This is a genomic window from Flavobacterium sp. 38, from assembly GCF_057799715.1.
In genome coordinates, this window is record NZ_JBYNWZ010000004.1 from 39,888 (window position 1) to 60,787 (window position 20,900).

The 20,900-nt window shown below is 33.7% G+C and carries 14 protein-coding genes; 5 read left to right on the top strand and 9 right to left on the bottom strand.

Annotated elements, in window-relative coordinates:
- Positions 1–50 precede the first annotated feature (50 nt).
- From purE to AC3E9W_RS11470, 7 genes are all read right to left on the bottom strand, one after another.
- The gene (gene purE, locus AC3E9W_RS11440; protein ID WP_488768451.1) at positions 51–536 is read right to left on the bottom strand and encodes a 5-(carboxyamino)imidazole ribonucleotide mutase; all 486 of its coding nucleotides are present in this window, start codon (positions 534–536) and stop codon (positions 51–53) included.
- A gap of 89 nt (positions 537–625) precedes the next feature.
- A complete protein-coding gene (locus tag AC3E9W_RS11445) occupies positions 626–1,780 on the bottom strand; it encodes a 5-(carboxyamino)imidazole ribonucleotide synthase (RefSeq protein WP_488768452.1) in 1,155 nt (384 codons plus the stop codon).
- Positions 1,781–1,814: 34 nt separating this feature from the next.
- Positions 1,815–2,237, bottom strand: coding sequence for a type II toxin-antitoxin system VapC family toxin (locus AC3E9W_RS11450; RefSeq protein ID WP_456895486.1), 423 nt, complete (start codon positions 2,235–2,237; stop codon positions 1,815–1,817).
- The gene (locus AC3E9W_RS11455) at positions 2,234–2,482 is read right to left on the bottom strand and encodes a DUF6364 family protein (protein ID WP_306158298.1); all 249 of its coding nucleotides are present in this window, start codon (positions 2,480–2,482) and stop codon (positions 2,234–2,236) included. The genes AC3E9W_RS11450 and AC3E9W_RS11455 overlap by 4 nt, the downstream gene beginning before the upstream one ends.
- 186 nt (positions 2,483–2,668) lie before the next feature.
- Positions 2,669–3,220 carry a hypothetical protein gene (locus AC3E9W_RS11460; RefSeq protein ID WP_488768453.1) on the bottom strand — a complete coding sequence of 184 codons (552 nt, stop codon included), beginning with the start codon at positions 3,218–3,220 and terminating at the stop codon, positions 2,669–2,671.
- A gap of 22 nt (positions 3,221–3,242) precedes the next feature.
- A complete protein-coding gene (locus AC3E9W_RS11465) occupies positions 3,243–5,345 on the bottom strand; it encodes a TonB-dependent receptor (protein ID WP_488768454.1) in 2,103 nt (700 codons plus the stop codon).
- A 444-nt stretch (positions 5,346–5,789) separates the two neighbouring features.
- Positions 5,790–7,064, bottom strand: a complete 1,275-nt coding sequence (locus AC3E9W_RS11470) for a PQQ-dependent sugar dehydrogenase (RefSeq protein WP_488768455.1) — start codon at positions 7,062–7,064, stop codon at positions 5,790–5,792.
- 186 nt (positions 7,065–7,250) lie between these two features.
- Between AC3E9W_RS11470 and hpt the strand changes: the two genes are divergently transcribed.
- The 4 genes from hpt to obgE all read left to right on the top strand — a co-directional run bounded on the left by hpt (position 7,251) and on the right by obgE (position 10,984).
- Positions 7,251–7,781, top strand: a complete 531-nt coding sequence (hpt, locus tag AC3E9W_RS11475) for a hypoxanthine phosphoribosyltransferase (protein ID WP_306158292.1) — start codon at positions 7,251–7,253, stop codon at positions 7,779–7,781.
- A 66-nt stretch (positions 7,782–7,847) separates the two neighbouring features.
- Positions 7,848–8,420, top strand: a complete 573-nt coding sequence (locus tag AC3E9W_RS11480) for an adenylate kinase (RefSeq protein ID WP_306158290.1) — start codon at positions 7,848–7,850, stop codon at positions 8,418–8,420.
- A 189-nt stretch (positions 8,421–8,609) separates the two neighbouring features.
- Positions 8,610–9,884 carry a hemolysin family protein gene (locus AC3E9W_RS11485; protein ID WP_456895495.1) on the top strand — a complete coding sequence of 425 codons (1,275 nt, stop codon included), beginning with the start codon at positions 8,610–8,612 and terminating at the stop codon, positions 9,882–9,884.
- Positions 9,885–9,982: 98 nt separating this feature from the next.
- Complete coding sequence (obgE, locus tag AC3E9W_RS11490; RefSeq protein WP_306158286.1) at positions 9,983–10,984, top strand: GTPase ObgE; 1,002 nt, start codon at positions 9,983–9,985, stop codon at positions 10,982–10,984.
- 100 nt (positions 10,985–11,084) lie between these two features.
- Here obgE and AC3E9W_RS11495 read toward each other — a convergent pair whose 3' ends face one another.
- The gene (locus AC3E9W_RS11495) at positions 11,085–11,612 is read right to left on the bottom strand and encodes an outer membrane beta-barrel protein (protein ID WP_488768456.1); all 528 of its coding nucleotides are present in this window, start codon (positions 11,610–11,612) and stop codon (positions 11,085–11,087) included.
- 314 nt (positions 11,613–11,926) lie between these two features.
- Here AC3E9W_RS11495 and AC3E9W_RS11500 point away from each other — a divergent pair, with 314 nt between their 5' ends.
- Positions 11,927–14,071: a S46 family peptidase gene (locus AC3E9W_RS11500; RefSeq protein WP_488768457.1), complete on the top strand. Its 2,145-nt coding sequence runs from the start codon at positions 11,927–11,929 to the stop codon at positions 14,069–14,071.
- A gap of 481 nt (positions 14,072–14,552) precedes the next feature.
- Here the strand turns inward: AC3E9W_RS11500 and AC3E9W_RS11505 are convergent, their stop codons facing one another.
- Positions 14,553–20,843: an alpha-2-macroglobulin family protein gene (locus AC3E9W_RS11505; protein ID WP_488768458.1), complete on the bottom strand. Its 6,291-nt coding sequence runs from the start codon at positions 20,841–20,843 to the stop codon at positions 14,553–14,555.
- Positions 20,844–20,900: the final 57 nt, after the last annotated feature.

The window sequence follows — 20,900 nt, forward strand, 5'->3', positions numbered from 1 at the left end:
ACCTTTGCGAAGCTTTGTGTTTGCTTTTTGAATCTCTGTGAAATTAACTTTTATTTTTTTAATCCTTCAGCCGCTTTATTAACTGCAGCTTTCAATTCTTCTTTATAAGCAATTATCGAATCAAGAACTTTTTTATCAGAACTTCCGATGATTTGTGCCGCTAAGATTCCCGCATTTTTTGCCCCGTTTAAAGCAACAGTTGCAACTGGAACACCGCCTGGCATTTGAAGAATCGACAAAACAGAATCCCAACCATCAATAGAGTTGCTAGATTTTACTGGAACTCCAATTACTGGAAGTGGAGACATTGAAGCTACCATTCCTGGTAAATGCGCTGCACCTCCCGCTCCGGCAACAATTACCGAAATTCCGCGTGTGTGTGCATTTTTACTGAAATCTACTAATTTCTCTGGCGTTCTGTGTGCCGAAACGATATCGACTTCTACTTCTATATTAAATTGTTTCAACATGTCAATTGCATCCTGCATAACTGGCATGTCTGAGATGCTTCCCATGATAACGGCTACTTTGCTCATTTTTTGTTTTTTATTTTGTTTTTCGCCACGAATTACACAAATTCGCACGAATTATTTTTTCTCTTCAAACTTTGGCTAAGGACTAACTACTAAGCACTGATCACTTTAATAGTATTCTTAACTTCTTCTGCAATTCTTCTTGCTTCCTGCATATTTTCATTTACAATCGTAACGTGACCCATTTTTCTAAACGGTCGTGTTTCTTTTTTACCGTAAATATGTGGCGTAACACCGTTCCAACCTAAAATGGTTTCGATGTTCTCGTAAACTACATTTCCAGAATGTCCTTCGGCGCCAACTAAGTTTACCATAACTCCAGCCACTTTACTATCAGTGTTTCCTAACGGAAGATTTAAAATGGCACGCAAATGATTTTCGAATTGAGAAGTGTAACTCGCTTCTATTGAATAATGTCCAGAGTTGTGCGGACGCGGCGCTACTTCATTCACTAAAATTTCATCTTCATTGGTTTGGAACATTTCTACTGCTAAAAGTCCAACGTGATTGAATTTTTCTGAAACATTCAGGGCAATTGCTCTTGCTTTTTCTGCTACTTTTTCGTCGATTCTTGCAGGGCAAATTACGTATTCTACCTGATTGGCTTCTGGGTGGAATTCCATTTCTACAACAGGATACGTTTTAATTTCTCCAGATGGATTTCTGCACACAATCACAGCCAATTCATTTTTGAACGGAACCATCGTTTCTGCAATACATTCTACATTTGGCAAATCATCCAAATCAGAAATTTGACGAATGACTTTTACACCGTTTCCGTCGTAACCAAATTCGGTGCATTTCCAAACGAAAGGAATTGTGATTTCATTATTTCCAACCGATTTTTGCAAATGTTCTGGGCTATCAAATCTCAAGAAAGATGCAGTTGGAATATCATTTTCAGCATAAAATTGTTTTTGAACACCTTTATTCTGAATTCCTTTTAAAGTTTTTGGAGATGGATATACTTTTACGCCTTCATTTTCTAATTGGGTTAAAGCTTCAAGGTTAACCAATTCGATTTCGAAAGTCAAAACATCAACCTGTTTTCCAAAATTATAAACGGTTTCATAATCCATTAAATCACCTTTGAAGAATTTGTTGCAGGCAATTTTACTTGGTGCTTCGTCACTTGGATCGAGAACGTATGTTTGTATGTCAAATTTGCGGGTGTCAAACAAAAGCATTTTGCCTAATTGTCCGCCGCCTAATATTCCTAATTTAAAATCAGAAGAAAAATAATTCATTGTGTGTTGTTTGAATTTTGTGAAATTCACTTAGTTAATTGTTGTTTATTTTTGTTAAAAATTCATCTGGTGTGAATACATTGATTTCAGAAAATTTAAAGTCTTTCAAATCTCTCGTTACAATGCAATCCATATTATGGATTGATTGAGCTGAAACAATCTGAATAGCATCTTCAAAATCTTTATGATTAGATTTTAAACTTTTCTTTATAATCGTCGCGTCAACCGGAATTATTTCTATGTTTTGTATAATCTCGTCTAATGCCATTCTTATCTTTTCTTCAGGAATTAGCCTTTTCAAAAGATAATGCAATGTAATAATAGTGTTTGAAGTTGAAAAAAGCTGAATTTTTTTGTCAACTCCTAAAGTGTAAATTTTTAAAGAATTATGGACAAAAGGTTGTCTGTTTGCAAAAATATCCATTAAAATATTTGTATCTATAAATACGTTTTTCATAGACCATATTTTTCTCTATAATGCTCCTCTTTTACTTTTTCTTCATCAAAATCATCTGGCAAAGTAACAATTCCAATAAGTTTTTTTACTTTAGGATGAATGTCATCGTATGTTTGTTCTTTTTCAGTTAGATTCTTAAAATAACTTTCGACAAGTTCAGATAAACTTCTGCCAGTTTTTTTTGCATACGATTTTGCCTGTTCGATAACTTCTTTTTCTAGCGATAATGTGAGTTTAGTATTCATGATACGTAAAGTTTTTACAAATGTACGTAATATTTTTTTTTTCAGCCACGAATTACACGAATTGCTCGAATTTTTTTCAGCCACAGATTAAAAAGATTTTTAGGATTTTTTCTACCAGAATGAATTAGTGTAATTAGTGGCAAACTAAAAAAATCATTTTAATTCATTTAATCTGTGGCAAAAAACTTATTTCATTTTCTTCAAAACTTCTTTGGCAACGGCTTTATAGGCGGCTGAATGATCTCCAAAATCTTTATCAATAATAACTTTTAGTTCGGGATGAATCCAATCGTAATGATTGCCTAAAATATATAGAGTTCGAATAGAGTATGCTTTTGTCGCCACTTTAACATTTGTAATTAACCAGTCAAAAGAAGCTTCAATACAATCTTGCAGGTTTTCTTCTGAAAGTTTAATGCAGTTTTCGCCTTTTTTATAGTGTGATTTTACCAGAAGCTGAACGACTTTTGCAACTGGACGAAGTGAACTTTCGTCTTTTAAAACTTTCAAATTCGAACAGAAAAAATCAAGATGTGGCTGTAGCCAAAGCAATTCTTCGTAAGAAACAAATTCTAGAATCCAGCATGCTTTATGATTATTTTTGTCTTCTGGCGAAAAACATATTGAAATGAGCTCGCTAAAAAGCAAAGGATTCTCTAAAATATCCTGCGCTACTTTTAGACGGTTTTCTCTGTAAGCATTGACATAATCTAGTTTTTTTTGTAATTCAGAAAGCATTCTTATGATGTTTAATACACTGCTAAAATAAGTAATTTAATGAGATAATTCCGTAATAATTTATAGGTAGTCCAGGATAATAAAATCTAGGCTGTGCATTTCCAACCGCTGTTGCATTGGTAAGAATCATAGAAGCATATTTTTCGTTTGTGACATTATTTATTCCTGCGTCAAAATGAGCTTTTAGTCCAGACAAAATTTCAAATTGATAGCCAGTTTTTAAATTCAATAAAGAATAAGAATCTGAAAAATTGGCGTTTGAGTCATTCATCGGAATTTTGTCTGTGAATTGAAAATCGGCAGCCAAATAAAATCCTGAATTTGTATTCAAATTAAAACCTGCACTTGCGGTATTGGCAGGAACTCCAGTCAATTTATTTCCCGAATAATCATTTCCGTTGTCATCAAATTCTTTAAATTCATAATTTCCGACGGAAGCGCCGACATAAGAATTCAAATTAAAAGTTCTACTAATTCTCCAATTGTGTTTTAATGAAACTTCAATTCCTTCATGAAACGTTTTTCCAGCATTCACGCCTTCATATTGATCATTTCCAATTCTTTTGGCAACCAATAAATCTTTTATTTCCATTCTGAAAACAGCAATTTCGGTGTATAGTTTTTTATTAAAAAAATGAAGCTTGCCGCCCAATTCAAAATTATAACCGGTTTCTGGTTTTATGTTCGGATTAATGTTTCCCGAGCTTGTCAAAGTTTCTTCAGTTGCAGGAAGAGAAAAACCTCGGCTTACAGAAAAATAAAATGTTCGGACTTCGCTAGGTTTGTAAAGAAAAGAAAGCTGTGGCGAAAAAATGCCATCATAACTATATGTTTCCTTCGGATTATTCTCGGAAGCGGGAAAATCATTCTGCAATTCAAATTTAGTTTTGTTATAATTTAATCCTGCTTGAATTTCAAATTGATCAGAAAATAAAGATCTAATCTGTGCAAAAACATTATAAAAATGTCTTTTTTGATCGGTTGCAGTAAGTTGATTACCCTGTAAACTTCCGTTACCATTATTTTGCTGATATAAATTTTGAAAAGTATTCCCACTGTAATTATCTGCAAAATATTCGATTCCAGAAATAAATTGATTTTCGATTTTTCCGATTTTAAAATCTCCCGAAAATTGTGTTCGAGCTCCCGAAGCAAAAGTATATTGGCGTAAAATATCAAACGGACGCGGTTCGTTGCTGTCTTTATAATTGATAAAAACCGAAGTTGAATTGTTTAGATGGTCATTTAGTTTAAAATCATATGCCAAGCCTGCCAAAGTCGATTTGTATCCTTTAAATCCTTGTGAAGCGACCCAAGTCGGTGCGCCAGCCTGCGGATTATTTTCGAAAGTTGTTTTGTTGATCGAACTAGGAATGTAAGCTTTTAAATAAGTATAGTTAGAAAAGTAAGTCAGTTTGCTTTTTTCTTTTCGGAATAATTCTCCAGAAAGCGTAATTCCTTCCCGATTGTAAGCGCTGTTTTCGCGCCAGCCATCAGTTTTTAAATTGTGATAACTCAGATTCAAAGAAGCATTTTTTTCATTCAAATCAAAACTCACTCTGTTTTTCAATAATCCGAAAGAGCCAAAAACAGAACTGATTTCCGTTTGATAATTCCCTTTCTTTAAAGATTGAGGCGAAATTAAAATTGCACCGCCCAATCCAGCGCCGTAAACACTCGAAAGCGGTCCTTTTATAATTTCAATTTGATTAATATTTTGGAGATCAATATCATCAATTACAGTTTCACTGTTTCCAGAAGTTAGCGGAATACTGCCGTAAAAAGCTCTGATTTTATTGGTTCCGTACGGAGTTCTCGCACCAATGCCTCGAATCGAAATTCGGGTTGTTGTAATATTAGAAGACTGCATAAAAACACCAGGAATAGTATTAATCACATTACTAATGTCAGTCGTATTATTTTGAAGTAATTCTTTTTGGGATAAAATGCCAATCGAAGCGGGACTATTTTGCAAATCCCGATTGATATGAAGCGGACTGATTAAAACTTCTTGGAGTTTTTGGGTTTTGGTGGAGTCAATATTTTGGGTTTCTTTTTCTTGTGCAAAAATGTTTAGAGAGACAATGATTGCAAAAAGAGGCAGGTAATTTTTTTTTAAAATCATAAAAAGGTTTGTGTTTAAACACAACTATTGATATAGAATTTAAACATAGCCCACGGTTTCAACCGTGGGAACTCGGTTTGTGATATGCGTTGCGCTACCACGGTTGAAACCGTGGGCTATGTTGTGAAAATCTATGTGTTTAAATTTTTATCTCAATTCTTGGAATTTGGAATTTTATCTAGGCGAATGAAAATTGAAATTTATTTTTTAACAAATAGAGACACAGCATTTCATTGAGGCAAAAAAGGCGTTTTACTTATAAAAGTCACATAGCAATCTATGTGTGAAAACTGAGTTTTCTTTTATCAACTTCTTTTTAAATAAAATCTATGTCTCTATGTGTTTAAAATATTTAATTTGAAAGTTTTTTAACCGCAAATTACACAAATTCACACAAATTAATTTTGCGAAAATTTGTGTAATTTGTGGTTAAACCAAATTTGATTATTTATTCGCAGTAACTTTCCAAATTGTATTACTGCTATCATCGTTTACCAAAAGCGATCCGTCATTCATAACAGTTACAGCAACAGGGCGTCCGTAAACTTCGGCTTTATTTTGATCGGAGATAAAACCAGTTAAAAAATCTTCTGGTTTTCCCGAAGGTTTTCCATCTTTAAACGGAACGAAAAGCACTTTGTAGCCAGAAATTTTAGAACGGTTCCAAGACCCATGCTGACCAACAAAAGCACCGTTTTTATATTTCGCTGGAAATTTATCTTTTGTATAAAAAGCCAATCCCAAAGAAGCGGTGTGAGCGCCAACTGGAACATCGGGAACAATTGCTTTTTCGACCAAATCTTTTCTTTCGCCTTTCATTCTTGGGTCAGGAATGCTTCCGAAATAAGAATAGGGCCAACCGTAGAAACCATCTCTTTTTACACTCGTAATATAGTCGGGAACCAAATCGTCTCCCAAATCATCACGTTCATTAACAGCAGTCCATAATTCTTTGTTTGCTGGATTCCAGTCCATTCCCACAGGGTTTCTAAGTCCCGAAGCATAGGTTTTTTCACCCGTTCCGTCAGGATTAATTTCTAAAATTGCGGCACGGCGCACTTCTTTGTCAATTCCGTGTTCTGCATTATTGCTTCCAGAACCAACAGAAACATAAATTTTGCTTCCATCAGCACTTGCCAATAAATTTCTTGTCCAGTGATTGTTGTAACCGCCCGCAGGAAGTTCAAGAATTTTTTCTCCTTTAGTTTCCAATTTCAAAGGATTGTTTTTATAAGGATAACGGTATAATCCGTCGGTGTTGGCAATGTAGAAAAAGTCTTTTAAAACCAGCATTCCAAAAGGTTTGTTTAAGCCAGAAATAAAAACTTCGCGTGTTTCAAATTTTCCGTCTTTGTCTTTATCTCGTAAAACTGTAATCTGGTTTTTACTAGTTCTTGTGCCACTTTCTACAACAAAAATATCTTGGTTTGGCGCAATATACGTCCAGCGCGGATTTTCGAATCCGTCTGCAAATTTAGTAACCGTAAAACCTTCAGGCGCTTTTGGAGTTTTGCCTGCAGGCCATCCAATAACTTTGCTATTATTGGTTTTCGATTCTGTTGCATAGGGCGGAGGCAGCGTAATGTCTCCGATAGCTGTTTTTACATTGTTGTCTGGCTGTTTGGCTAGAGCTTCTTTCTCTTCTTTTTTTACCTGTCCGTTGCAGGCTGTCATTAAGGCTAATAAGGGTATTGAAAGTAGGGTTAAGGATTTTTTCATCGGTTTTTTGGAGTTAAATATTTACATAACAACAATTTACTTAAAAATCAAATAGCGTCAAAAAATAATTTGTAAACATTAACTGATATTTAACATTCAGAAAAAATATCTCGATACAGTTTATTTTGATAGAAGCTGTTAAGTTCTAATTCTTTATCTTTGTCCATTATTTTAAAAAGAAAAATAATGATACAACTTCACGATAAACAATTTGTTCCGTTTATTTCGGCTAAAGAAATTGATTTTGCTTTGACCAAAATGGTTGCTCAAGTAGAAGATGATTTTGGAGATGAAACACCAATTTTTATTGGAGTTTTGAATGGTGCTTTTATGGTGGTGTCGGATTTTTTAAAAAAATATAAAAAGCCATGCGAGGTTTCGTTTATCAAAATGGCTTCGTATGAAGGGACGGAATCGACAGAATCGGTAAAACAATTAATCGGAATCAATCAAGATTTGACCGATAGAACGGTTGTAATTATTGAAGATATTATTGACACCGGAAATACAATTGAAGAATTGAAGCACTTGTTTAAAGCACAAAATGTAAAGCATTTTAAAATTGCAACATTGTTTTTTAAACCTGAAGCGTATAAAAAAGACATTAAAATAGATTATGTTGGAATTCGTATTCCGAACAAATTTATTGTGGGTTATGGTTTGGACTATGATGGTTTAGGAAGAAACTTAACTGAAGTGTATAAATTAGCAGAATAACAAAACACAACTAAATATTCATTTAAAGACTTCTGAAAGACAGAAGTAACAACACTCATTTCAATTATGATTAACATCGTTTTATTTGGAAAGCCTGGTGCAGGAAAAGGAACTCAGGCAGAATTTTTAAAAGAGAAATACAATTTAACACACCTTTCAACAGGAGATATTTTTCGTTTCAATTTAAAAAATGATACTGAACTAGGAAAAAAAGCAAGAGTTTTTATGGACAATGGAGAATTGGTTCCTTGCGAAGTAACGACTGCAATGTTAATTGATGAGGTAAAAAAACATCCAGATACAGCAGGATTCTTGTTCGACGGTTACCCAAGAACTATCAATCAAGCTGAGGCTTTAGATCAATTTTTACCAACAATCGGCTCAAGTGTAACAGCAACAATTGCTTTAGAAGCTGATGATGAGATTTTGGTAAAACGTTTATTGGAAAGAGGAAAAACAAGCGGAAGAGCTGATGATCAAGACGAAGAAAAAATTCGTGTGAGATACCAAGAATACAACGAGAAAACAGCTCCTCTTATTGGATATTATAAAGAACAAAACAAGTTTCACGCCGTAGATGGTATCGGAACTATTGAACAAATTACAGAGCGATTAACGTCAGTTATAGATAATTTGTAGAAGCTTATTCCAGCTGCCGTTTTAAGGTCCTGACTAAAAAAACTATTTTTTGTGCGAAGCAGTCGTAACATTGGTTGTTTCATGAAAATTAGTTTTTTTGGTTGTGGACTTTTTACTTCCATCAGGAATATTTAAATTTAGAATGCAAATTATAGTAACGAGACTATTTTATAACGAATCCCCTATCAATTGGAAATACTAATTATATTTTTTCTAATTCTATTAAACGGAGTTTTCTCCATGTCTGAAATCGCCCTGATTTCGGCCCGTAAAAACAGGCTAGAAACAGCTGCGAAAAAAGGCAATAAAAGTGCCAAAACGGCACTCGATTTAGCCAACTCGCCAAATAAGTTTTTATCTACAGTGCAAATCGGAATTACCTTAATCGGAATTTTGACGGGTATATATTCTGGAGATAAAATTACGGCTGATGTTGAGCTTTTTGTAGCCGGATTTGCTGCTCTTAAACCTTATGCACATTCTATCGCAGTAGGGATTGTAGTGGTGGTTTTAACTTTTTTCTCATTGGTTTTAGGAGAATTGCTTCCAAAACGAATTGGATTAAATTATCCAGAAGCAATTGCAAAAATGGTAGCAATGCCAATGAAAGTAATTTCGATTATTACGGCTCCATTTATCTGGTTACTGACTTCTTCAACAGATTTTTTATTGAATGTTCTTCAAATAAAACCAACTGCTGACGGAAAAGTGACTGAGGAAGAAATTAAAGCGATTATCAAAGAAGGAACAGAAGTAGGTGAAGTTCAAGAAATTGAGCAAGATATCGTGGAGCGTGTTTTCCATATTGGAGACCGAAAAGTAAATTCTTTAATGACGCACCGCAAGTCGGTTGACATGTTGCCATTAAAAGAAGATAAAGAAAAAATTAAAGAATTGGTTGTTCAGGATCTTCATGCCGTTTATCCTGTTTATAATGATAATTACGATGATATTGTTGGGGTGGTAACACTAAAAAATATCTTCGCCAATATCGAAAAAGATAATTTCGATTTATCATCAATATTGTCAGACGCGCCCTATTTAATGGAACAAACTACAGCTTACAAAGCTTTAGAAAATTTCAAAAAAACAGGTGTTCACTATGCTTTAGTTTCAGATGAATATGGTGTTTTTCAGGGTATGATTACGTTGAATGATATTTTAGAAGCTTTAGTAGGTGATGCCGCAGAATTCTATAAAGACGAATTTCAATTAATCGAAAGAGAAGATGGTTCGTGGCTAGTTGATGGACATTATTCGTTACACGACTTTTTGACGTATTTCGAATTGGATGAATTGACAAACGATTACGAAGTAAATACCGTAAGCGGAATGATCATGACGGAGCTTTCGCATATTCCTAAAGAAGGCGAAAAACTGATCTGGCAGAAATTTGTTCTAGAAGTAGTTGACATGGACGGAGTTAAAATTGACAAAGTGCTTGTAAAAGCATTAAAAGAGTAGAGAGAATTTTGTTTCATGTTTGATGTTTCAAGTTTCAAGTTCGCAGGACTTAAACTAACGTGAAACTTTAAATGTGAAACTATACATAAACAAAAACAATGACAGAAGGAAATTTTGTAGATTACGTTAAGATATATGTTTCTTCCGGAAAAGGAGGAAAAGGATCTACGCATTTACATAGAGAGAAATTTATTGAAAAAGGAGGTCCAGACGGTGGAGACGGTGGCCGTGGAGGACATGTGTATTTAGTTGGAAATAAAGGACTCTGGACATTATTTCATTTAAAGTTTGCGCGTCACATTAAAGCTGGTCACGGTGGAGATGGAGGTTCTGACAGAAGTACCGGAGCAGACGGTGAAGATAAAATCATTGAAGTGCCACTAGGAACTGTTGTAAAAGACAAAGAAACTGGAGAGACACTTTTTGAAGTTACGGAACACGGAGAAAAAAGAATTCTAGCAAAAGGAGGAAAAGGAGGTTTAGGAAATTGGCATTTTAGAAGTTCGACAAACCAAACGCCTCGTTACGCACAGCCAGGTTTGCCAGGTTTAGAAATGGATGTAATTTTGGAACTTAAAGTTTTGGCAGACGTTGGTTTGGTAGGTTTTCCCAATGCAGGAAAATCGACTTTGCTTTCTGTTTTAACTTCGGCAAAACCAAAAATTGCAGATTATCCGTTTACGACTTTAAAGCCAAATTTAGGAATCGTGGCATACAGAGATTTTCAGTCTTTTGTAATTGCCGATATTCCTGGAATTATTGAAGGTGCTGCAGAAGGAAAAGGTTTAGGACATTACTTCTTGCGCCATATTGAACGTAACTCAACATTATTGTTTTTAATTCCTGTTGATACAGCAGATATTAAAGCAGAATATGATATTTTAGTTAACGAGCTGACTAAATATAATCCTGAAATGCTAGACAAAGAACGTCTTGTTGTTATTTCAAAATGCGATATGCTGGATGATGAATTGAAGGCAGAATTGAAAGCAGAATTAGATGTTTCTTTTAAAGGTGTTCCTTACATGTTTATTTCATCTGTTGCACAGCAAGGTCTAACAGATTTAAAAGACAGGCTTTGGAAAATGCTTAATGAGTAAATTATTTACAAATAAGATAAAAACCCGACAATGTATAATTGCCGGGTTTTTGCTTTTGTAACAAAAAAATAAGAGCCCTTTATAAAATTTTAAGTAAGAATTACAAACCAAAGTTTTTAGAAACACCAATTTTGAAGGTTTTTCCAAAATCGAAACCAAGGCGTTCTTGTCTCGGATCATTTTTTCCATCTAGGTTATCATAATTAATTCCTCCGATAGAAAAATTCAATCCAAATCCGTTTTTCATATTAATGAATAAAGCTGGAGTTAAATTGGCGTACATTCCTTTGGCGTCGTTCAAAGAGGCACTTTGGTAGCCAGCTCCTAAATCTGCATAGATGGAAAACAAATCCGAAAGTGGCGTCGAATAACGTAAAAAGCCACCAATTTTGTATTTTTCTGTAGAGTCTTCTCCAGGCTTTTTAACATTCATAACAGAACCTTCAACTCCCAACGTCCATTTTTCTGCAAATTGATACCCGACTTTCGGAGAGAATTCGAAGTTCTCTAATTTAGAATCGCCAATCTTTTCTGAAGAAAAACCAACATTTCCGCCTAATAAAATGGATCCTTTTTGTGCACTTACAATTGTTGTAGCAAATAGTAATGCAAATAATAATTTTTTCATTTTCATTTATGTTTAAATACAATTACAAATTTAGAAGAATAATATTTGTAAGAAATATTTTAAATTATTATTTTTACTTTGAAGCTTAATTTTTACAAATAATGATTGCGTTTAATGAATCTTTTATAATTTATGCTGATTTTTAATCTTTAATTTACACTTTTACTCTAAAAATTAAGTTAAATTGTTGACTTGCAAAAATTATGAATTTCGTAAAATTGGAAACAAATAGCCTTAATAAATTTTGTTTTGAACCTTTAAATTTATTTTTATTGTGAAAATGGCTTATATTCGCATCACTTAAACAAAATAACATGAAAAAAGTAATTTTATTCTTGACCATGTGCCTTATGGCTTTCCCAATGAGAGCTGATGAAGGAATGTGGTTTTTGATGTTTATCGAAAGATTGAACCATAGAGATATGGAGAAAATGGGCTTGCAGTTGACAGCCGAAGAAATTTACAGTATTAATCATCACAGTTTGAAAGATGCAATTGTACAATTCAATGGTGGATGTACTGCAGAAATCGTTTCTAACAGCGGTTTAGTTTTAACAAATCACCACTGTGGTTATAACGCAATTGCTGAACTTTCATCAGCAGAACAAAACTATTTAAAAGATGGTTTCTGGGCAAAAGATAAAAGTGCCGAAATGAAACCAAAATCTTTATACGTTCGTTTCTTCGTGCGTATGGATGATGTTTCTAAAAGAATCTTGTCTAAAGTAAACGATACTATGACTGAAACTGAAAGAAACAAAATCATTCAGCAAGAAATCGCTTTGATTGAAAAAGAAAATAGCGAAAATGGAAAATATACGGTTTCTGTTCGTCCTTTCTTTCAAGGAAATGAATATTACTATTTTGTTTACCAAGATTACACAGATGTTCGTTTAGTAGGAACACCGCCAGAAAGTGTTGGTAAATTTGGTGGAGATACAGACAACTGGGAGTGGCCTCGTCAAACAGGAGATTTCTCTATGTTTAGAGTTTATGCTGACAAAGAAGGAAATCCTGCAGCTTATTCTAAAGACAACGTGCCTTTAAAACCAAAACACTATTTACCTGTAAGTTTAAAAGGAGTTAAAGAAAATGATTTTGCTATGATCTTAGGTTATCCAGGAAGAACAAACCGTTGGATGCCAGCTGGAGGAATTGAGCAAAATATTAAATATGCTTATCCTGCGTGGGTTGAAGGTGCAAAAACAGGAATGGATGTAATGAAAAAGTATATGGATAAAGATGCAACTGTTCGTTTACAGTACGCTTCTAAATATGCTTCGACTGCAAACTACTGGAAAAACCGTCAAGGAATGATCGATGCTTTAACAAAAGCAGGAACTGTTGATACTAAAGCAGAACAAGAAGATAAATTCTACGAGTGGGCAAGCAAACCTGCAAACAAAGAGAAATATGAAAATGTAATTCCGACAATCAACGATTATTACAGAGAAACAAACTTAAAAGCACGCCACGATAATTATTTGATGCAGCTTTTACGTACTTCTAGTTATGCAACTGGACCGGCTAATTTAGGAAATGCATTAATTGCTTACTACAAAGAAAATGATGCTAAGAAAGCAGAAATGCTTCCTAAAATCAATGCGATGGTTGAAAGCATTTATGGTGAATTTTATGCTCCATTAGAAAAAGACATTTTAGCGGCGCAATTAAATTTATACGCTTCTAAAGGTGCTGAGTACGGACTTGCTCCAGAAATTGCAAAAATGAAAACAGCTAATAATGGTGATTTTACTGCAGATGTAGCAAAAGCAACGGAGATTAGTTATTTTACAAATAAAGAAAAAGTATTAGCATTCTTGGCAGATCCAAAACCATTGGCAATTGTACACGATCCGTTGTATATTATTTCTAATGATTTATTGACAAAATACCGCGCTAAAACAGACGACCAAGCAAAAGCTGATGATGGTTTTGCAACTGCTTACCGCAAATTGGTTGAAGGTTTAAGAGAATCTAAATTAAACGCAATTAAATATCCAGATGCAAACTCTACGTTGAGATTGACTTACGGAAAAGTTCGCGCTTTACCTGCAGATCCTCGTAACGATGCAAAAATCAACAACTATACTACAATGGAAAGTATGGTGAAAAAATACAAAGCAGGAGATGCTGAGTTTGATTTACCATCTCGTTTGTTAGAATTAAACAAGAAAAAAGATTACGGTCAATATGCTGACAAAGCAGGTTATATGCCAGTAAACTTTTTAACGGATAATGATATTACAGGAGGAAACTCTGGTTCACCAGTTTTGAACGGAAAAGGAGAATTAATCGGTATTGCTTTTGACGGAAACATCGAAGCAATGGCTGGAGACGTAATTTTTGATTCTAATTTACAAAGAACAATCAACGTAGATATTCGTTATGTACTTTGGATCATCGATAAATACGCTGGTGCGAAAAACATTATCGACGAATTGACGATTACAAAATAATATCTACCGCCGAACATTCCTACGGAATGAATAACGGTCGTTAGCTTATATATACAAACCCGACAGGTTTTAAAACCTGTCGGGTTTGTACATTTTAAAACGTATCACAGTGTGAGCGATTTTATATTCCGTAGGAATATCTCATCGGTAGAAAAAGAATATTATTGAATGTTTTGTGTCCTGTAGGGACACCTGTTTTACGGAAATGAAATGCAATTAATCAAACGTTCCTACGGAACGTAAAATCACAATTCAAATTTTGTTCAACCGATGAGACATTCCTACGGAATGAATAATGGTCGTTAGCTTATATATACAAGCCCGACAGGTTTTTTAAGCCTGTCGGGCTTTTTACGTTTTAAAGCGTATGTCAGGCTGAGCGGAGTCGAAGCCCATTACGCTGAGGCTTCGACTCCGCTCAGCCTGACAAAAAAACAGATTCTATTCCTATTTGGAATTTGGAGTTTTTTGGAATTTATTATCAATTTACTTTCACTCGAATTCCTTTTGTGTGACTTGTAAATTCTGGCGCGTACATACTTTCAATTGTTGTAACTCCGTTAGAAAATTCACCGCTGTTATTTACTCTTATATCATATTCTAAAAGATAAGTTCCTTTATTGATTTGATCAAAGAAGAAATGTGTTGCAGCGTCTTTTGTGCTCATGTAATATCCTAAACGATCTTTATATTGATATTCAGAAAGTACATTTACAGGTTCAAAACAAGAAGCACGCATATCTTTTAGATGAATATATTCTACATCTTCTTTAGAAGTGATAACCAATCTCACGGTTACTAAATCTCCAATTTTTAATGGGTTTTTAGAAGTTATTCTTTCTAATTCATTTCCTTTTAAAGTGTTTTTCTTCAGATACAATTCTTTCGAAACAGATAAAACAGCTCCTTTGTTCGTTTTAATTTTATCTAAATCTTCAAAATACTGCCAATAAACACCTCCAAAACCTGGAACTTTCGATTTGTTTTGAACGCTTATTGAAGCCATTTCTTTTTTCACTTCATCGGCTTTCCAATTGAGTTTGATATAACCCGTTTCGGCTTCTTTTTCGTTTTCGGCTAGTTTTTTGGTGATGATTTTTTCGTCCCCCAATTTTATAACCGTGTTGTCTTTTACCGAAAGCCAATCAGTTCCTTGTATTAATAAAGCATAAATAGCTTCGGTTGTAGATTTGGTTGTCGGCCAGTTTTTGGTTTGTTTGTTTTTTAATAACCAGACTTTCATCGCATCGACAGATTTCGTATCGTTATTTATTTCGGCGAAAGCCTCAATTAATAAAGCCTGAGTTTCTATCGGCGCCTGATACCAATACCAACCCGATTTGTTGGCAATCCAATACATTCCCCAATCTTCATTATTGGATGAAGTTTCTTTTAAACTTTCGATGATTTTTTTAGCGCTTTCTTTTTCTCCAAAACGATTCAAGGTCAAAGCAGCTAGACCTTTTTCATAAATCGAATAATTCAGCCAATCTTTTTTAGCGGTTTCTAGATATACTTTTGCTATTTTTTTCAAAGTATCAGACAACGGATATTTGTCTAAATAAAAACTTCTGGTATATAAATAATGAAGATCAGAATACGGATTGATCCAAATTAATTTATCGTTCGCTTTTAAGTTTTTGGTTCTCGATTTATGATAATCTAAAAATTTGTCATCTAGGAATGGAATTCCGTTTTTGGCAATATCATCAATTTTTGCTGTGCTGGTTTTACTTAGTTTTTCTAAATGACCTAAACCTGCTAAAATATGTCTTGTGATATATTCGCTCTCATAATCGCCACCGAACCATGTAAATCCACCAGAAGGTTTTTGCTTTTGTTTTAATTTTTCGAAAGTCGCTTCCTGAGAAGTTTTCATTTTATCTAAATCGAATAATAGCGCTAGATTCTTTTTCTTTTCGTCTTCGCTTTGAGCATCTTTTAACCAAGGAGTTTCAGCTAGAATCAATGATTTTAATTCTTCATTTTCTTCCAGTTTAGAAATCGGTTTTCCATTTTTTCTCCAATTTTCAAAAACAGTTGCAATCTTCGGATTACTCGAAATAATTTCCGAAGCCAACGTATTGGCGTAATAACGAGCAAAAGTCTGTTCGGCGCATTCGTGTTCGTATTCCATTAAATAGGGTAGAGACTGAATGGCAATCCAAGTCGGATTTGAAGTATATTCTAAAGTAAACTGATGATTTCTTAAAGTGCTCGAATTGTTGTTTTTTAAATGCTCAAACGTATATTCTTTCGTTGAATTCTCACGAACCCAAATCGGAATGCTTTCTGTTACCAGCATATTATTGGTTAAAACTGGAAGAATGCTTTCTTCTCCATCTGAGAAATTACCAGCTTTGGCGACTATTTTATATTGAATGCCTTGCAATCCTTCTGGAATTGTAATTTTCCAATTTGCAGTTGTATTTCCATACGCTGAAATCGTAAAGTTTTTAATGTTTTTCGCATTAAGCATTTTAGCATCGATTGGCTGCATCGTTACAGCATCAAAAAACTGAAGACTTGCAATTCCCGTTTTTGCATCAGCAGTTATATTCGAAATCTTTGCACTGATTGTAATCGTATCTTTTTCTCTAAAGAAACGAGGGAAATTTGGCAAAACCATCAATTCTTTTTGAGTCACAACGCTTTTCTCCAAATAACCCGAAACAGCATCTTTGTTATGCGCAAGCAAACGAAGTTTCCAAGCCGTTAAAGCTTCTGGAGAAGTAAAATTGAAACTTACTTTTCCTTTTTCATCTGTTCTTAAATTTGGATAAAAGAAAGCTGTTTCAGAAAGGTTTTTTCTAGCTTTTACTTGTGTTAAAGCTTCAAGAGATTTTTTTGTGGTAATAATGATTACTCCGTTTGAAGCTTTTGCTCCGTAAAGAGCAGTTGCTTTAGCATCTTTTAAAACATCAACCGAAAGAATATCTGCTGGATTTATAGCGTTTACTGCACTTTCTGATGAAATTTCTCCATCGACGACATACAACATAGATGTCCCGCCAACGGTTGAGCTTAAGCCTCTAATGACTGGTTTAACAAATTTTACTGAATTAGCTTTTTTATCACTAGATGAATAATTGTAAACAGCGTTGTCTTCCTGAACTTCTTCATTTGGAGCTCCAGCTGGTGGAGGTGCGCTAGCAGCCATGACCGCATGAGCCTCTCCTTTTATCATTTCACTGCCCACTTTTTTATCTTTTAGATTCATTATTGTTACGGCAGCATAACCATATGTACTGTTCGTAAAATCAAATCCAAACCAGTTTAATTTTGTTTCTTCATCTCGAAATTCAATTTCCGGCTTAATTTTATTTAGATTTCTGATAGAAGTGGAGCTTTTCTCAAAACCTATTCCAGATCTAAAATTTGCGGTATTGTAACGGTATCGGTCTATAATTAAGTTTTGCCAATCTTTTTGGGTAAATTGATCTAAAGAGCTGTCGTACATCGAGGCTAGTACTTCTGCTTCGGCTTTTGCATTGGTGTTTTTCAATTTAAATGACCATTTTTCATTGCTTCCAGGTTCAATTTTATTTCTAAAACTTTCAACCAATAATTCTAGTTTAGATTCGTCAGATTTTAAAGTGCTTTCTATTTCATCAACAAAAATTTCATTTTCGAAAATACTTTCAAAACCCAAACGTACCGATTTTTCAAATTCTTTCTGCAACGGAATTTTGATTGTTATTTGGTTATTTTCTAAATGATACGTGTTTTCAAAATACCTTTTGTTTTCGTAATTGCCGCTTGCCATAATATAAAGCTCCGGAATTACAGAAGATAATTGGACTTCTATAAAACCATCTTTTTTAGGATCGGCATTCAGTTGTGTTGCAGTAAACAATTTTCCAGGATCAAATTTGTCTTTGCTTTGTTTGATTTGAAAAACTGAAATCGCTTCTATAGGATTATTAAATGAATCCTTTGAAGAAAAAACAATTTTATAGTTTCCTGATTTGTAATTTGAAATAAAGTCAAGTACTAGAGTTTTTTCTTTTTCAGTATCAACTTTTTTAGAAAATACTAGAACATTATTTGTTTTTTCTGCAAACTCATTTTGTCTTTGTTCATAAGGAAATAGTCGTTCAAATTCAGATGCTGAAATTGTTTCGATTTCTGGTTTTTCAAAGATTGGATTTTTGAATTTATTCTTAAAAGCATTCATAAAATACAATTTAATTTCTCCTTTTGTCGCAACAAATTCTCCATTCAAATTGGTACTCGTAAGCGTGATTTTGTTTTTATTTTTTGTATTAATGCTGTTGGGTACAGTAGCATTAAGAATCAAATCATGATAACCTACTTTTACTATAGTTTCAGAAGAATGTGTTTCGCCGTTAATGTCAGTAACATTTGCATTAATTCTATAATTAAAAACAGGCAATTGTTCTTTTACTGCATTTTTTGAAGGTTGGGCAATAAAGTCAATTACAAATTTTCCAGAAGCATCAGTAGTGGTTTCTCCTGTCGCAATAATTTCATTTTGTTCCTGACCGTAATAATTTCTAAAATAACTTAAATAACGGGTAACCGTATAGGTAACTCTAGCATCAGAAATGTTACTTCCTGCAAATGCTTTGGCTGTTCCTTTTATTTTGACAGATTGATTTACTTGATAATTTTCTTTTTTAGCATCAAAATCTACTTTAAATTTTGGACGTTTGTATTCTTCAACGCTGAAATTTGTTGTTGAGTTTTCCATTGTTACATTATCCCAAAAGAATGAGTTTCCTTTGGTTATATTTTCGGGTTGCTCAGCTTCAATTTCAAAATAGCCGGTTAAGCCATTTTTTGGTAAAGTAAATTCGCCAGAAAAGGAACCAAATTCATTTGTAGTAACGTCAAATTCTTTGATTTTTTGATAATTAGAATCTCTAACGGTAATCTTGAAAGAAGTTTGAGCAACGATATTTGTTTTGTTATTTTGTTTTTGAAAGGCAATACCTTTATAATAAACCGTTTGACCCGGACGATAAATGGCGCGATCCAGATAAAACTCAACTTTTCCGTTTAAAGTTTTATCCTCGTCTTTTTTGTATTGTTCGGCATATCTAACATAATTTTCTTCTGGAATGATGGTGTCATTTTGTAATGAAAATTCGGTTTTATCGCTATATCTGTAATTGTTAGTACCAAAGTAAGTAGCTAAACCGTTTGAATCTGTTTTTAAAGTATAATTTTTTGTTTTTATACTAACATTTTCAAGAGGTTTTCCTGTTTTTCGATCCAGAACCTGAAAATTTTGTTTGCCATTTTCCTGAAAAGCCAATACACTGAGATTTGAAACCGTAATAGTTTCAAAAGCAAATGCCTTTTGTCCGTCTACTTCAGAATCACTTTCAAAATAAGCTAAGTAGATTCCAGTTTCTAATTTTGGTAAAAGAACCTCGGTAGTATATTCAAAAAAGTCATTTTTGTTTTGAAACTCATATTCTTTTGATGCGATTTTAGTTTTATTTTTTATAAATGCGGTTGATAGACTGTCCGCTTTATATCTTGCGCTTCTTATTTCGGTTAATTTTTTAGAATCTATTTTGTAAAAAGAAATGTTTAGGCGATTTAAGTTTTTATAAGTAATAAAAGCTCTGGTGTTTTCATTACTATAAGTATATTTTTCCATCTGAACCTGCATCGTTTTCCATACAACTTCACTTTTTGCCTGCTGCGCTTTTTTGGCTATGTTCGATTGATTGTCCAGTTTTTCAATTTGGTCTAATATTTTTAAAGCATCAATGTTATAAGTCGGATGTAATTGTTTTGAAGCCTGTTCGTGTAAGATTGTCGCTTTTTTGAATAAGATTTTTTGAGTTAATAGTGTATCGTTAGATTTTTGTTCCAATTCATTTAGCACATTCATTAAATCGTCTTTTGAATCAGTCAAAAAGCCACTGATGTAATCAATGCGATTAAAACGATTTTCTAATGATGGATTATTTAATTCTGCTTTTTGGTAAAGTGCCAAAACCCTTTTGAGATTTTCTTCTGTAATAAAACTCAGATCAAGCTTTAGAAAGGTGTCGCTATCGTCTAATAATTCAGTTGCATGCTGTTGAATCTGGCTATTGTCGATTTCCCATCTATGTATTTTTGAGGTAAAAAAGTCAATATTTTCCTTTAGTAAATAGTCATACAAGTTTTCGTTTTTGATTTTTTCCAAAGTCAGAAACTCGAAAATATCCTGATAATTGGTTAAAGGTGTCGCTTTAAGGATGGCTTCATTTTCTAGTGTTTTATTCAAAACAGCGATCACTTCTTTTTCTGAAGTAAATTCAATACTTGCTTCTGCGTCTTCAGACGTATCAACTACAACAGTTGTCGTGTCAACAACAGCAATTCCGTCAACAGCTGCAGTGTCTATTGTGGCGGCTGCGCTATCGACTATTGCAGCGGCGCTATCTACAGTAATATAAGCTTCTTCGTAGTTAGAATAATGATCGAGACATTTCGCATAAATCAGATTTAAGATGGCTTGTGAAGGAATCGAAACGCGGGAAATATCTTTTTTTAGATTCGCTATAATTTTAGTTTTCGAATTTTCGTCAAGAACTTGAAGATATTTTGATTGATAAAAAAAAGATTTTATCATTTGTACTTCGTCTTTTTTTGAAACTGCTTTTTTATAAATCTTAGCAACAGCTTCGTTTGCCGATTTTATTTTGCCTTCACTTTCAAGAGCATTTACTTTTTTCCATTTTTTGTCATTTTGCTGTGCAAATAAAGCTGTCGAGAATAGCAGTAGTACAAATAATATATTTTTCATAAAATAAGTTTTAATCTAAAGATGTTTAAATTTCAAAAAAGGTTGGGAACTGGGTGA